The 14216-nt window shown below is 69.8% G+C and carries 17 protein-coding genes; 9 read left to right on the top strand and 8 right to left on the bottom strand.

Features of this window, described 5'->3' with window-relative positions:
• Positions 1-135: 135 nt before the first annotated feature.
• On the top strand, positions 136-1344 hold the full coding sequence (locus U4E84_RS01450; protein WP_322530316.1) for a YeeE/YedE family protein: 1209 nt from the start codon (positions 136-138) through the stop codon (positions 1342-1344).
• A 28-nt stretch (positions 1345-1372) separates the two neighbouring features.
• Here U4E84_RS01450 and U4E84_RS01445 read toward each other — a convergent pair whose 3' ends face one another.
• The 3 genes from U4E84_RS01445 to U4E84_RS01435 all read right to left on the bottom strand — a co-directional run bounded on the left by U4E84_RS01445 (position 1373) and on the right by U4E84_RS01435 (position 3393).
• A complete protein-coding gene (locus U4E84_RS01445) occupies positions 1373-2548 on the bottom strand; it encodes a GAF domain-containing sensor histidine kinase (protein WP_322530315.1) in 1176 nt (391 codons plus the stop codon).
• Positions 2549-2755: 207 nt separating this feature from the next.
• On the bottom strand, positions 2756-3091 hold the full coding sequence (locus tag U4E84_RS01440) for a rhodanese-like domain-containing protein (protein WP_322530314.1): 336 nt from the start codon (positions 3089-3091) through the stop codon (positions 2756-2758).
• A 2-nt stretch (positions 3092-3093) separates the two neighbouring features.
• Positions 3094-3393 carry a sulfurtransferase TusA family protein gene (locus tag U4E84_RS01435; protein ID WP_322530313.1) on the bottom strand — a complete coding sequence of 100 codons (300 nt, stop codon included), beginning with the start codon at positions 3391-3393 and terminating at the stop codon, positions 3094-3096.
• A 150-nt stretch (positions 3394-3543) separates the two neighbouring features.
• On the opposite strand from U4E84_RS01435, the gene U4E84_RS01430 reads away from it, so the two are divergent.
• A complete protein-coding gene (locus U4E84_RS01430; protein ID WP_322530312.1) occupies positions 3544-4563 on the top strand; it encodes a pyridoxal-phosphate dependent enzyme in 1020 nt (339 codons plus the stop codon).
• Positions 4564-4596: 33 nt separating this feature from the next.
• Here U4E84_RS01430 and U4E84_RS01425 read toward each other — a convergent pair whose 3' ends face one another.
• Positions 4597-4860: a MoaD/ThiS family protein gene (locus tag U4E84_RS01425; protein ID WP_322530311.1), complete on the bottom strand. Its 264-nt coding sequence runs from the start codon at positions 4858-4860 to the stop codon at positions 4597-4599.
• A 252-nt stretch (positions 4861-5112) separates the two neighbouring features.
• Between U4E84_RS01425 and U4E84_RS01420 the strand changes: the two genes are divergently transcribed.
• Positions 5113-5973 (top strand): molybdopterin-synthase adenylyltransferase MoeB, encoded by an 861-nt coding sequence (locus U4E84_RS01420; protein WP_322530310.1) that lies wholly within the window; start codon positions 5113-5115, stop codon positions 5971-5973.
• Between the two features lie 77 nt (positions 5974-6050).
• Here the strand turns inward: U4E84_RS01420 and U4E84_RS01415 are convergent, their stop codons facing one another.
• Together U4E84_RS01415 and U4E84_RS01410 are read right to left on the bottom strand one after the other, a co-directional pair.
• Entirely contained in the window at positions 6051-6494 is a 444-nt protein-coding gene (locus U4E84_RS01415) for a VOC family protein (protein WP_322530309.1), read from the bottom strand.
• A 111-nt stretch (positions 6495-6605) separates the two neighbouring features.
• A complete protein-coding gene (locus U4E84_RS01410; protein ID WP_322530308.1) occupies positions 6606-7034 on the bottom strand; it encodes a desampylase in 429 nt (142 codons plus the stop codon).
• A 125-nt stretch (positions 7035-7159) separates the two neighbouring features.
• Between U4E84_RS01410 and U4E84_RS01405 the strand changes: the two genes are divergently transcribed.
• On the top strand, positions 7160-7636 hold the full coding sequence (locus U4E84_RS01405; RefSeq protein ID WP_322530307.1) for a DUF302 domain-containing protein: 477 nt from the start codon (positions 7160-7162) through the stop codon (positions 7634-7636).
• 73 nt (positions 7637-7709) lie between these two features.
• Here the strand turns inward: U4E84_RS01405 and U4E84_RS01400 are convergent, their stop codons facing one another.
• Positions 7710-8174 carry an MGMT family protein gene (locus tag U4E84_RS01400; RefSeq protein ID WP_322530306.1) on the bottom strand — a complete coding sequence of 155 codons (465 nt, stop codon included), beginning with the start codon at positions 8172-8174 and terminating at the stop codon, positions 7710-7712.
• A gap of 127 nt (positions 8175-8301) precedes the next feature.
• Between U4E84_RS01400 and trpC the strand changes: the two genes are divergently transcribed.
• From trpC to U4E84_RS01380, 4 genes are all read left to right on the top strand, one after another.
• Positions 8302-9147 (top strand): indole-3-glycerol phosphate synthase, encoded by an 846-nt coding sequence (trpC, locus tag U4E84_RS01395; protein WP_322530305.1) that lies wholly within the window; start codon positions 8302-8304, stop codon positions 9145-9147.
• Positions 9144-10448 (top strand): tryptophan synthase subunit beta, encoded by a 1305-nt coding sequence (gene trpB / locus U4E84_RS01390; RefSeq protein ID WP_322530304.1) that lies wholly within the window; start codon positions 9144-9146, stop codon positions 10446-10448. Before trpC ends, trpB begins: the two co-directional genes overlap by 4 nt.
• A complete protein-coding gene (gene trpA, locus U4E84_RS01385) occupies positions 10449-11357 on the top strand; it encodes a tryptophan synthase subunit alpha (RefSeq protein ID WP_322530303.1) in 909 nt (302 codons plus the stop codon).
• An 82-nt stretch (positions 11358-11439) separates the two neighbouring features.
• Complete coding sequence (locus tag U4E84_RS01380) at positions 11440-12231, top strand: 2-amino-3,7-dideoxy-D-threo-hept-6-ulosonate synthase (protein ID WP_322530302.1); 792 nt, start codon at positions 11440-11442, stop codon at positions 12229-12231.
• A 41-nt stretch (positions 12232-12272) separates the two neighbouring features.
• Here the strand turns inward: U4E84_RS01380 and U4E84_RS01375 are convergent, their stop codons facing one another.
• Positions 12273-12851, bottom strand: coding sequence for an NAD(P)H-dependent oxidoreductase (locus U4E84_RS01375; RefSeq protein ID WP_322530301.1), 579 nt, complete (start codon positions 12849-12851; stop codon positions 12273-12275).
• Between the two features lie 109 nt (positions 12852-12960).
• Here U4E84_RS01375 and U4E84_RS01370 point away from each other — a divergent pair, with 109 nt between their 5' ends.
• The gene (locus U4E84_RS01370) at positions 12961-14133 is read left to right on the top strand and encodes a 3-dehydroquinate synthase II (protein WP_322530300.1); all 1173 of its coding nucleotides are present in this window, start codon (positions 12961-12963) and stop codon (positions 14131-14133) included.
• Positions 14134-14216 lie beyond the last annotated feature (83 nt).

The raw sequence follows: 14216 nt of genomic DNA, 5'->3' as shown, positions 1-14216 counted from the left end.
GCCTAAAGGGCTCCCGGACGCGCTCTTCGTTGCCCCGTGTGCCACGTGCCGGCAATTACTGCTTGTTCCTCCGACTCGGACGCACCGTTACCGTCTTCAGCGAGGTTTTAGGGGCGGGCGCACTCGGTTCCGGTAATGATGCTCTCGCCCGTCGCCTACGTCGGGATATCCATCGCGGTCGGGCTCTCGTTCGGCGTGTTGTTACAGAAGGCGCGGTTCTGCTTCGTCAGCGCGTTCCGGGACTTCGTCGCGTTCAAGGACACCCGCGTGCTGAAGGGGCTGCTCGCCGGGATCGCGGTGATGACCGTGTTCTGGAGCCTCCAGGCCACGTTCGGCTACTTCCGCGGCTTCTGGACGCCCGCGTGGGGGCTCGGGTCGCTGTTCGGCGGCTTCGTCTTCGGACTCGGGATGACCCTCGCCGGCGGCTGCGCCTCCGGGACGCTCTACCGCGCCGGGCAGGGGTACCTCCAGTTCTGGCTCGTCCTCCTCTTCATGTTCGTCGGCTACGTCCTCTTCGCGTTCGCGTTCCCCGTCGCGGAGACGTACTACTTCGCGACGCTGAACCCGTTCGAGGGACAGACGCTGTACCTCTCGCTGCCGTTCTCCCCGGCCGTCATCGGCGCCGCCACTGTCGCGCTCGGGACGCTCGCGTACGCGTTCGTAAAGGGACGCAGCCAGCTTCCGGACGACCCCTCCGGGGGGACCGGCGTGGGAGCGGACACGCGAGCGCAGGCCGCGATCGGGGCCTCCCGGACGTTCTCCGCCGTCTCGACCGGCCTGCACGGCATCGCCGACGGCACCGTCGCGTACGTCCGCGGGTTCCGCGAGGACGACCGACCGCTGAAAGTCCGGCTCCGCGACCCGTGGGACGCGCGGACCGCGGGCGTCGCGATGGCGCTCGTCGCGAGCCTGTGGTTCTACGTGCACGGCCACTGGGCGATCACCGGCAGCGAGGCGCGCTGGGCGGGCTACCTGCTGGCCAGGACCGGCTTCGACGTCGCCAGCGTGGACTACTGGGGCTCCGTGCTGTTCCGCGACGGGGACATCTCGCTGACCATCGACATGGTGATGATCGCGTCGCTCGTCGTCGGCTCCTTCGTCGCCGCGTACGCCTCCGGCGACTTCCGGGTCCGGAAGCCGAAGCTGAACCGCGTCCCGAACTACGCCGTCGGCGGACTCCTGATGGGCGTCGGCTCCCGCCTCGCCGCCGGCTGCAACATCGCGAACCTCTTCTCCGGCGTCGCGCTGCTCTCCGTCCACTCCTTCCTCGCCGGCGCGGGGATCATCCTCGGCGTGTACGTGATGACCCACTACATGTACCGCGAGGTCGGCTGCGCGATCTGAGCGCCGCCGTCGACGACCGTCGGTTCCCTCAGTTCGCCACCGTGTCGAGCACGACGACGTCCTCGATCTCGAACCGGGTCCCGCCCGCCGGGGCGTCCGTGACCGAGATCCGCCAGTCGTGCGCCGCGGCGACGCTCGCGACGATCGCCAGTCCGAGTCCGCTCCCCTCCGCCTCCGACGAGTACCCCCGCTCGAAGACGGAGTCCCGCTCGCTCGCCGGGATGCCCGGCCCGTCGTCCTCGACGTAGAACCCCGCGTCGTCGGCCAGAGCGCCGACCCGGACCGTCACCCCGTCGCCGCCGTGTTCGACGGCGTCGCCGGGCTCCGCCCGGCTGCCCGTGGAACCGTGTTCCACGCTGTTTCGAAAGAGGTTCTCGAAGAGGCGCCGGAGCCTGTCGGGAGCCGCCCGGACTGTGAGGCCCGCGTCCGCGCGGAGGTCGGACTCCCCGGTGACGACCGACTGCCAGCAGTGCTCGGCCACGGAGTCCAGATCGACCGCCTCGGCCGACTCGACGGTCTCTCCCTGTCGAACCATCGTCAGGATGTCCGAGACGAGCACGTCCATTCGGTCGAGCGCGTCCGCCGCCGTGGTCAGGTGCTGATCGTCGCCGGTTTTCCTGAAGAGATCGACGTAACCCTGCGCCACTCCGAGGGGGTTTCGGAGGTCGTGAGCGAGCACGCTCGCGAACCGGTCCAGCCGCTCGATCTCGTCGGCGGTCCGCTGGCGTTGCAGGCCGTGTTCGAGCATCCGCGCGATCAGCTCGGCGAACAGCGTCTCCTCGTCGCTGAACGGTCGGCTGCGGGCGCCCTCGGAGACGAAACAGACCGTACCGTGGATCTCCCCGTCGACGACGATCGGACTGCCGTGATAGCAGTGCAGTTCGTGCGCGTCGAACACGGGGTCGTCGGCCCAGCCCTGTGCGGGGGCGTCGTGGAGCGCGACCGTCCCGCCGTCGGCGATGACGCGCCGGCAGTACGTGCTCCCGAGATCGAGAACGAGCCCCGGCGGGAACTCCCCGTCGATCGGGTCCGTGCTGACGACGGCTTCCCAGTAGTCGCTGTCGGCGTGGATCTCGGTCAGGTGGGCGTTATCGACGTCGAGATACCGCTTGCCAATCGCGAGCGCCCGCTCGGCGTTGACCTCGAACTCTCGGGGCTGGTTCATCACCTCGTAGAGCTCTTGGCGGGCCAGTTCGGCGTCCATGCTACAGGCCCGTCATTTCGAAGATATAAAGGAATACGCCTATCTGACACTCGAATGTACAGTTAATTCGCCTAAGGGGTCTCAGTCCTTCCACTCCCGACCACTAATCTCTGGCGCCACCGCTCCGCAGTCGCGTCGCCTGGGCCCTCTGCCACGGACCGATCGGGTCTGGACTCTCCTGCCACGGAACGGTCGAGTTCGAGCGGGTTACGCGTCCGCCGCCGCACCGGTCTCCAGTTCGAAGTCCCACTCCTCGTAGCCGCCGGCCATGCTGGCGACGAGCACGTCCCCGTCGACGCCCTCGTAGCTGCTGATCAGCATCGCGGCCTGCTTCGACGACTGGCCGATCGGGCACGCACAGACCACGTCCGTGTCGTCCCACTCGATGTCGGGGACGCGCGAGGGGAGATCGCCCAACGGGACGTTGATCGCGCCGGGAATGTGGCCCCGTTCGTACTCCGCCGCCGGGCGCGTGTCGATGACGCGGATGTCGCCCTTCTGAACCCGCTCGTGGACTTCCTCGGGGGTGAGTTCCTCGACCATGGTCACTCCTTGCGCAGGTAGATCCGGTAGCGGCCGTCACCGGACTTCCACACCTTCGCGGTCGCGTCGTCGCCGACCGCCTTCGGGACGTTCTCCGTGCTCGGAACGTGGTCCGTCTCCTGGACGAGCACGTCGCCGGGAGCGAGCCCCGCGATCGCCTTCTTCGCTTCGACCTGCGGATACGGGCACACCTCGCCGGTCATGTCCTGTACCTCGGTCGCGTCCGCCAGGAGCGCCTCGGCCGTCTCGTCGTCGAGCTCGTCGGGCATCTCGACGACGTCGTCCCACGATGGTTGACTCATACGGAGGGGTACGGCCTCGGCCCGATAACCCCTTTCGTGACCGGCAGACATCTCCCGTATCTCTGACGGACGAGCGCGGCGCACGACGGCGACGACCGTCGAGACGGCCGTTTCCGTCGGACTCTTATCGGGGAGCGGCCTACGGGGCCCATGAGCGAGTACGTCGTCGACGAATCGACGATCTTCGAGACGCCCCTCGTGGAGCTCGACCTCGGCCTCGAGTCGAACGCGGACGTGTACGCGAAGGCGGAGTGGTTCAACCTCTACGACGCCCCGCACGGCGGCGGCTCCGTCAAGTCCCGGATCGCGAAGGGGATGTTGGACGGCGCCGCGGAGCGCGGCGAACTCGAGCCCGGCGTCACCGTGATCGAGCCGACCTCGGGCAACACCGGCAGCGAGGTGGCGCGGCTCGCGGCCGCCCGGGGCTACGACGTCGAGATCGTCATGCCCGACAACGCGGCGGGCGGGAAGGTGGAGGCGGTCCGCGACGCCGGCGCGGAGATCCACTTCGTCGACGCCAACCTCGGCTACGACGCCGTCATCGAGCGCTGCGAGGAGATCATCGCCGCGGACCCCGACGCGTACTTCCGCCCGAACCAGTACGAGAACCCGGACAACCCCGGCACCCACGAGCGGACCACCGCCCGGGAGATCTACCGCGCGACCGGCGGCGACGTGACCCACTTCGTCGCGGGCGTCGGCACCGGCGGGACGATCACCGGGACCGGCCGCGGGCTGACCGACCTGAGCGACGGCGCGGTGGAGGTCGTGGGCTTCGAGCCCGACGAGCAACTCCACGCCATCGACGGCCTGAAGTACCTCAAGACGGGCGACCACTACCACCCGAAGACGTACGACGAGGCGGTGCTCGATCGGACGGAGTACGTCACCACCTCGGACGCCTACGACCGCGCGCGGGCGCTCCGGGAGCGCTACCTGGACGACCCGGTGCCGATCGCCGACCCCGGCCAGCACGACGAGTCGACGGTCCGCGAGCACCTCCGGGTCGACGACCAGTTCGTCGTCGGGACGTCCGCGGGCGGCGGCGCGGCAGTGGTGGCGAACCTCGACGCCGCGGGCGAACTCGCGGACGACGACGTGGTCGTGTTCATGCTGTGCGACCGCGGCGACAAGTACGCGGACATCCCGCTCTGGGAGGAGTACCTGTAACGGGGCGCAAGGAATCGGCGGAAAACTGACCGGTTACCGACCGCCGGAGGCGGCCGGGATGACGCGGACCTGCGCGTCGGCCGGGACCTCGGCGTCGACGCCGTCGACGGGCGTCCCCTCGACGTACACGTTGATGAACTCCTTGATCTCGCCGTCTTCGAGCACGCTGTCTCTCAGCTCCGGGCCGTGCTCGGCGGCGTGGTTGTCGAACAGTTCGCGGACGGTGTCGCCCTCGACCTCTACCTCCGAGGTCGCGGATCCGCCGACGAGGACGGCCGGCAGCTTGATCGTGGCCATATCCAGGGTTCGCGTCCCAGTCCAAAAAGGGACGCGTCGACGGCAACGTCGGCCACGGCCTAACACGACCGGTGATGTGGGGCGGCGCGCTCGCGACGGGTCACCGCCGACGGGGGCCGCGTCCTCGGCGCGTCGTTCTCGCCCGTCGCCGGCGCCCCCGTCGGTCGTGCGGACGGGGCACACCTCCGAGATGGCGGCAGGACGCGCCGGTGGGCGGCCGGCTTATGCGTTCGTAGTTACAAAGGGGGACGAATGAGTGATCTCGATCTCGATCCCACGCAGCTCGACCGCTACTCCAGACACATCATCATGGACGACGTCGGTCCCGAGGGCCAGAAGGCGCTGCTCGACGCCGAGGTGCTCGTGCTCGGCGCGGGCGGGCTCGGCGCGCCGATAATCCAGTACCTCGCGGCCGCGGGCGTCGGCACCATCGGCATCGCCGACGACGACGAGGTGGAGCTGTCGAACCTCCAGCGCCAGGTGATCCACGGGAACGACGACGTCGGTCGCAAGAAGGTCGACTCCGCCGCCGACTTCGTCGAGCAGCTCAACCCCGACGTCGACGTCCGGAGACACGAGCTGCGGGTGACCGCCGACAACATCGAGGAGCTGATATCCGGCTACGACTTCGTCGTCGACGGCACCGACAACTTCGCGACGCGGTACCTCGTCAACGACGCGTGCACGCTCGCCGGGATCCCCTTCTCGCACGGCTCCATCTTCAAGTTCGAGGGGCAGGTGACGACGTTCGCGGGCGGCGACGACTCGCCGTGTTACCGCTGTCTGTTCCCCGAAGCGCCGCCGGCTGGGATGGTCCCGAACTGCGCGACCGCGGGCGTCCTCGGCGTCCTCCCGGGCACCGTCGGCTGCCTGCAGGCGACCGAGACGGTGAAACACGTCATCGGCGAGGGCGAGTCGCTCGACGGCTCGATGCTGTTCTTCGACGCGCTCGACATGGAGTTCGACAAGGTCGAGATCCCCAAGCAGGACGACTGCCCGGTGTGCGGCGACGACCCCGCCATCGAGTCGGTCCACGACGTCGAGTACAGCGCCTCCTGCGCCATCGACGTCGGCGGCGACGAGCCCGAACCGGAGATCGAAGCGGACGACTGAGCGAGCGAGAGGCGGTCGGGCGGTCGGTGAACGTCGGGGAAGGCGATACGCCTGGTGGGGAGGGTTCTCTGGCGGCCTCAGTTGAGACGAGACGTAGCTTCGTCGTAGTCGTTCGTCGTGAGCTCCAACAGGTTCCCGTCGGGATCCGTGAAGTATACCGAGTACGACAGCTCGTGATCGACCACGTCGTCAGGAGTGACAGGGTCGCCGTCGTGGCCTGTCAACTCCAGCGTGTCGAGCCGGTCGAGAAACGAGACGAAGCCGTCCGCGTCCGTTCGGAAGGCGATCCGGGTGGGGCTCACTTCATGGCCGCGCACTGCCGACTCGCGTTCGAACAACGCCAACTTGGTGGCGTCGTCGACGGACAGCATCAGCGGTCCTGATCCGGTCGCCCACCACTCTTCGAACGACGCGTCCGGCGTGATCCCCAGCACACGCTCGTACCAGCTCGCGGCGTCGTCCCAGTCGGTGACGAACAGCTCTACGTGGTCCACCCCCGAGACCGTGCTCTCGCGCGTCATGGCTCGTCCTACAGCTCGGAGTGTTACAAAATTGACGGTTTCCCTCGATCGCTCCAGAGAGGGACTCGATCGAACCGGAACTCGGGGTCTCGACCGATGCGCTCGTCGACCTCAGCGCTCGCTCCGCACCGCGACCGTCTCCTGTTCGAACCCGTCCTCGTCGCCGCGCCAGCGCCAGGAGCCGACGAACGGGTAGCCGTCGAGCGCGCAGATCACGTACGAGTGGTCGGGCCAGGTCGCCCGCGCGGCGTCCGTCTCGCTCGGGTGGGTCGGACCGGTGGGGTGTGAGTGGTAAAATCCCACCACGTCGAGTCCGTCGTTCTCGATTCGCTCGATGAGCTCGAACTGCTCTTCGGGGTCGATGAGGTAGCGGATCTGCGGGGTCTCGGCGACGTTCTCGGCGCGATACGCCTCGCTGACGACGCTCGGCTCGCCGTCGGTGCCGTGTGCGCCCGCGAGGACGCCACAGATCTCCGCCTCGCCGCCCTCGTACGCGTGGTACACGACGTCGTCGTAAGCCGCCCGCGAGAGTTCTATCATGGCTGACCAGAGACGGGTCCGACCGATAAGTCCGTCCCGACCGGCAAGCCCCGCGACCCGTCGGAGGTAGCGGCACCAATTGACGGGCTAGCGGGTGTTTTTGAACTACGGCCGGAGTCGGACCCATGAGCAACGCCGAGTCCGGGTCGCCGGCTCCCACCGCCGACGAGGCGCTCCACACGACCCTCGACGTGCCGTTCGACGACGCGGTTCCCTTCGTGCAGATAGAACACGAGCTGGCCGACTTCGAGACGGTACAGGTCACGCGGCTCGACCAGATGATCGAGGGAATGCTCGGCCACGACGACGTCGAGCGGACCGCGCTCATCGTGGTGTGTCACCCCGAGATCGCGTTCGACGCGATCGAGATCGACCCCACGCTCGCGGGGATGCTCCCGTGTACGACGATCGTGTACGAGCGCGAGGGCGACGACCTGGTCCACGTCCACCACACCTCGGCGACGAAGGCGATCCGCGACCTCGGCTGCGCGCCCGTCGGCTCCGACGGCGCGGTCGAGGACCTCGTCGAGAAGACCGGCGAGCTGATGCGGGTCGTCTGGGACAACATCGAGGAGCACGGTCGCGAGCGGGGGGCGGAGTAGTCCCCCGGAATGCCGGCCGCCCCGAACCGCGCTACTCTCTCTCGACCACGCTAGCCACTATCTCTCGACCGCGCTACAATCCTTCGACGCGCCGCACCGCGTCCCGCACGTCTCCGGGCGTGGCGTACGGACCGCCCTGCACCCGGTGGTCCGGAAGGAAGAGCGGGATCGGGTTCTCGTCGAGCGCGCTCGTCACCAGTTCGAGGTCGTCGGGGTCATCGGCGTCGAGCGCGGCCAACCGCGTGAGGCGGCTGACGGACACCTCCTCGCCGTAGGGAACGGTTCGGAGCGCCTCGAGGACGGCTCGGCGATCCGTCGGCACCGTGAGGCCGACGGCGACGTCGTCGAACCCGTCGGGCTCCCCGCGGAGGTACGCACCGATCCGGTCGAGCAGGTCGTGGTCCGGGTCCGCGTCCGCCGGCGCGTGGGCGGGGAACGACACCGCGATGACCCGCCCGCCGGCGAATCCGACCTCGACCGCCCCGTCGATCTCGTCGAACTCGCGGGCGAAGACCCCGGTCGTTCCCGTCGCGTTCATGTCGACTACACGGTGGTCCCGAGGGTTAAAACGAGGGGTGTGGCGCAGATCGATAGCCGTCCCCCGTCGTCGCGTCGCGGCCGTGCCCGCAAGCCTTATGAACAGATACGTGCATTAGTGTACAGTAATGGAGGATACAACCGAGCTGGCCCCCGCGGTCAGGTCGATCCTGTCGAGCGCGCGCGACCGGGCGGCCGAGGGCCGAACCGACCGCGTCGACGTCGACCCGCGCAGCCTGCGCGCGGCGTTCGACCGGGCCGAGGCCGACGGGCGCGTGCCGGTCGTCGCCGAGGTCAAGCCGACGAGCCCGACCACCGACGGGACCCGCGACGACGACCCCGTCGCGCTCGCCGAGGGGATGGTCGCGGGCGGCGCCGCGGCGCTCTCGGTGCTCACCGAGCCGAAGCACTTCGGCGGGAGCGTCGACACCCTCCGTCGGGTCCGGGAGGCGGTCGACGTGCCGGTCCTCCGCAAGGACTTCGTCGTCGCCGAGTCGCAGCTCGACGCCGTCGAGAGCGACGTCGTCCTCCTGATCGCGCGGTTCGTCGGCGACGACCTCCCGGACCTGCTCGCCGCCGCCCGCGACCGCGGCTTCCAGGTCCTCGTCGAGGTCCACGACCGCGAGGAGCTGGAGGACGCGCTCGACGCGGGCGCGACGACGGTCGGCGTGAACAACCGCGACCTCGCGGAGCTGGTCGTCGACCTCGGAACATTCGAGTCCGTGGCGCCCCACGTCCCCGACGACGTGACGCTGCTCGCCGAGAGCGGGATCGGCTCGGCCGCCGACGCTCGGCGCATGCGCGCGGCCGGCGCCGACGCGCTGCTCGTCGGGAGCGCGATCATGGACGGCGACGTCGAGGCGAACACGCGGGCGCTGACGCGGGCGGAGGCGGACGGCGACGGAGGCGCCGCAGACGGCGCCGTCGCGGACGACGAGCACTCGGACGGCGGACCCACGGAGACACCCACATGAGCGAAACCGAACCAACGACGAGCGAGAGTGGAGAGCCGTCGCGCCGCCCGGGCCGCGAGCGGGGGCGCGACGACGGGAAGTTCGGCCGCTACGGCGGCCAGTACGTCCCGGAGGCGCTGATGCCGGCGATCGAGGAGCTGACCGACGCGTACGAGCGGTACGTCCTCGACAACGAGGACGGCTTCGTGGACGAGTTCCGCGAGCGGCTCGCCGACTTCGGCGGGCGTCCCATCCCGCTCCAGCGGGCCGACCGGCTCTCGGAGCGCTACGACACGGAGGTCTACCTCAAGCGCGAGGACCTGCTCCACGGCGGCGCACACAAGCTCAACAACGCGCTGGGGCAGGTCCTCCTGGCGAAGTACATGGGGAAAGAGCGAATCATCGCGGAGACCGGCGCCGGCCAGCACGGCACCGCCACCGCGATGGCGGCCGCCCACCTCGATATGCCCTGCGAGATCTACATGGGCGAGCGCGACATCAACCGCCAGCGGCCGAACGTCTTCCGGATGAAGCTCAACGGCGCGGAGGTGAACCCCGTGACCGCGGGCCGGGGCACGCTCAAGGAGGCCATCTCGGAGACGATGCGCGACTGGGCGACCACCGTCGAGACCACCCACTACGTGATCGGTAGCGTGGTCGGGCCGCACCCCTTCCCGGTGATGGTCCGGGACTTCCAGGCGGTCATCTCCGAGGAGGCGCGCGCGCAGTCGATCGAGAAGGCCGGCGCGCTCCCGACCGACGTGGTCGCCTGCGCGGGCGGCGGGTCGAACACGATGGGCGCGTTCGCCGCGTTCGTCGACGACGAGGAGGTCGCGCTACACGCGGTCGAGGCGGGCGGCTCGACGCTGGAGGTCGACGAGGAGGCGGGCGTCGCGCCCAACTCGGCGTCGCTTTTCACCGGCGAGGAGGGCGTGCTCCACGGGGCGCGCACCAAGCTCCTACAGGACTCCGACGGCCAGATCATGGAGAGCCACTCCATCTCCTCCGGGCTCGACTACGCCGGCGTCGGCCCGGAGCTCGCCTACCTCGTCGACGAGGGGCGCGTGAACCCCGTCGCGGTCGACGACGACTCGGCGTTGGAGGGGTTCCACCGGCTCTCGCACACGGAGGGGATCATCCCCGCCCTGGAGACGGCCCACGCGTTCGGCTTCGTGGAGGAGCACCACGAGGAGCTCGGCGAGCGCGTCGTCGTGAACGTCTCCGGGCGCGGCGACAAGGACCTCGACGCCGCCATCGAGGAGACGGACAAGCGCGAAATCGACGGGGCGCCGGACATGTCGATGTTCACGGGGGGTATCTGAATGGCGGACCGAGCGCTGGAGCCCGGGAACTCGGCGGCCATCGCCGCCGCCTTCGCCGACGGCCCCGCGTACATCCCCTACCTCGCGGTCGGCGACCCCTCCTACGAGGCGTCGCTGGAGTACGTCCGGGCGCTCGACCGCGGCGGCGCCGACGTCATCGAGCTCGGCCTCCCCTTCTCCGAGCCGATCGCCGAGGGACCGACGATCCAGGGGGCCCTCGTGCGCTCGCTCGACGCCGGGATGACGCCGGACCGGTTCTTCGCGTTCGCCGAGGAGCTGGACGTGGAGGCGCCGCTGGTGTGTATGACGTACTACAATCTCATCTATCAGTACGGCTCCGGCGAGGCGCGGAGCACCTCGGAGGCGAGCGGTGAAACCGCGGGCGGCGGTCCTCGCCCCTTCGTCGAGCGCGCCGCCGCGGCCGGCATCGAGGGGCTCGTCGTCCCCGACCTGCCGGCCGAGGAGGCCGATCCGCTGCGGGAAGCGTGCGACGAGTTCGGCCTCGACCTCGTCTTCATCGTCGCGCCGACCACGGTCGGCGACCGGCTCGACCGGATCATGGGTCGCGTGTCGGGGTACGTGTACGTGCAGGCGCGGCTCGGAACCACCGGCGCCCGCGACGACGTCTCCGACCAGACCACGGAGAGCCTCGACCGGCTCGCCGAGTACGACGTGCCGAAGGCCGTCGGGTTCGGCATCTCGGCGGGCGAGCACGCCGAGCGGATCGTCGCCGGCGGCGCCGACGGGGTCATCGTCGGCTCGGCGCTCGTCGACATCGTCGCCGAGGGCGTCGAGAACGACCTGTCGACCGACGAGGTCGCCGACCGGCTCGAGGCGCTCTCGCGGGAGCTGAAGGACGGTGCCGAGCGGGGCTACGCCGCCCGCGTCGGGACCGCGGAGTCGCGGTGAGCGCGACTTCGAGCCAATACGACCCCGAACGAAACCCACTTACCTACGATTGCCACACTCTCACACAACGACCGAACCCACCATGACAGCAGGACTCTCGGCACGACTCGAGCGCATCTCCACGAACGACCGATACCTCATCGTCCCGATGGACCACGGGATCACGATGGGCGCCGTCGACGGCCTCGTCGACATCGAGTCGACGATCGACGGCGTCACGCTCGGCGGCGCGGACGCCGTCCTCACGCAGCGCGGCATCGCGGAGCGCGTCCACCCGAACAAGAACGGCGCGGGCTACATCGTCCACGTCAACGGGTCGACGACGATCGGCCCCGACGAGAACGACAAGCGCGTCACCGCCACCGCCGAGGATGCGGTGCGCGCGGGCGCCGACGCGGTCTCGTTCCACATCAACGTCGGCTCCGACCACGAGCCGGACCAGATCGAAGAGCTCGCGGAGCTGACCGCCGACGCCGAGCGCCTCGGTCTCCCGGTACTCGCGATGGCGTACGCGCGCGGCCCCGGCGTCGACGAGACGGACCCCGAGTCGCTCGGACACGCGGTCCGGCTCGCGGAGGAGCTCGGCGCCGACGTGGTGAAGACCGGCTACTCCGGCGACGGCGACTCCTTCGCGCGCGTCACGGAGTCGACCCGACTCCCGGTCGTCATCGCCGGCGGCTCGAAGGGGACCGACCGCGAGACGGTCGAGATGGTGCGCGGCGCGATGGACGGCGACGCCGCCGGCGTGTCGATGGGGCGGTCGATCTTCCAGCACGAGGACCCCGAGGGGATCGCGCGGGCGGTGTCGGCGATCGTCCACGACGACGCGACGGTCGACGAGGCGCTCCGGGCCGGCGGGTTCGTCGAGGCCTGACGGTCCGCCTCGTCCGTACCAACTGAGTCGCCTCGCTCCGATCACCTCGCTCCGACGTTCTGTTCCCCCTCGAACGAGTCCGGGTCGGGCTCGATGTCGGCGTACTGCACGGCGCGACGCCCCAGCGTGAGCGTTCGCCCGTCGAGGTCCCCGTCGACGAGGTCGCCGTCGTCGAACTGGGCGTGGGCGCGGGGGACGGCCACCTGATGGGGGATCACCCACGCGTTGAGGGCCCGACAGACGGAGCGGAGGTGTTCCAACGCCGTCACCGGGAAGCCGCCGCCGGCGACCGCGAGGAGCCCGACGGTCTTGTCTTCGAACTCCTCGAAGCCGCAGTAATCGAGCGCCGTCTTCAGCGTGGACGAGTACGAGCCGTGGTACATCGGCGTTCCGAGGAGGACGGCGTCGGCCTCGCGGACCCGTCGCTTGAACGCGGCCGCGTCTCCCGCCTCGTCGCGATCGGCATCGAATGTCGGGAGGTCGAACTCTCGGAGGTCGAGCAGCTCGGCGGTGCCCCCCGCGCGGCGGACCCCGTCGAGCGCGCGATCGACGCCGAGGCGAGTGTAGCTCCGGTCTCGAAGGCTGCCGGCGATGCCGACGACGTGTGGCGGATCGGACATACCAGCCTCGAGAGGCCGGGAGCACTAATACGACCCGGCCGTGTCGGCGGCGACCGCAACGCCCGACCCTTTCGCAGTTTTCAAGCCGCGTCGCCGTGAGGTTCCGACAATGACACGCACGGTCTGGGTGAAAGCCGACGGGAGCGTCGGCGACTGGGAGGCGCGCAAGCGACGGATCACGACCGCCATCGAGGCGGGCGCGGACTGGGTCCTCGTCGACGAGGCCGACGTGGGACGCGTCCGCGAGCTGGGCGACGTGTCGGTCGCCGCGTTCCGCTCGGAGGCGGACGTCATCGACGACGCCGAGAGCGACGCCGAGGCCGACGCCTACTTCGTCGGCAAGGGCGGCGAGGGCGACGGGACGATCGAGCTCCCGGACGACTTCTCCGGCTCGGCGGACCTCACGACGGTCCGCCGGCGCGACGACCGCGCGCAGGGCGTGTACGTCCACGTGCTCGGGAGCGAGTACGAGCGGTTCGCCGAGGAGGCGGCCGCGGACGCCGAGTACACGATCGTCGTCGGCGAGGACTGGTCGATCATCCCGCTGGAGAACCTGATCGCGCGGGTCGGCGAGGAGACGCACCTCGTCGCCGGCGCGACGACCGCCGCCGAGGCCCGGACCGCCTTCGAGACGCTGGAGATCGGCGCGGACGGCGTCCTCCTCGACGCGGACTCGCCCGACGAGATCCGCGGCGCGGTCGACGCCCGCGACGCCGCCGACCGCGAGACGCTGGACCTCCGGTACGCCGAGGTCACCGCGGTCGAGCAGACCGGGATGGCCGACCGCGTCTGCATCGACACCGGCTCGCTGATGGACGACGACGAGGGGATGCTCGTGGGGTCGATGTCGCGCGGGCTCTTCTTCGTCCACGCCGAGACCGCGGAGTCGCCGTACGTCGAGTCGCGGCCGTTCCGCGTGAACGCCGGCGCGGTCCACGCGTACGTCCGAAACCCCGAGGGCGGCACGAACTACCTCGCGGAGCTGTCCAGCGGCGACGAGGTGCAGGTCGTTGACACCGCGGGCCACACCCGGGAAGCGATCGTCGGGCGCGTGAAGATCGAGAAGCGCCCGATGTTCCGCGTTCAGGCCGAGATCGAGACGGAGGAGGGCGTCGACCGCGTGGAGACGCTCATCCAGAACGCCGAGACGGTGAAGGTCGCGACCGCCGACGGGAAGACGGCGGTCACCGACCTGGAGGAGGGCGACGAGGCGCTCGTCTACTACGAGGACGTGGCGCGGCACTTCGGCGAGGCGGTCGAGGAGAGCATCATCGAGAAGTGAGTGGTCGAACGCAGTGAGACCACTGAAAACGAGCCGGCCCTCGGCCGGCGAGTAGCGGGGCCGACCGACGGGAGGCCACCACA

The organism is Halorubrum sp. AD140, from assembly GCF_034497445.1.
Lineage (GTDB): Archaea > Halobacteriota > Halobacteria > Halobacteriales > Haloferacaceae > Halorubrum.
Note: the sequence above shows the minus strand (reverse complement) of the source record. Positions and strands in the feature narration are given on the sequence as shown.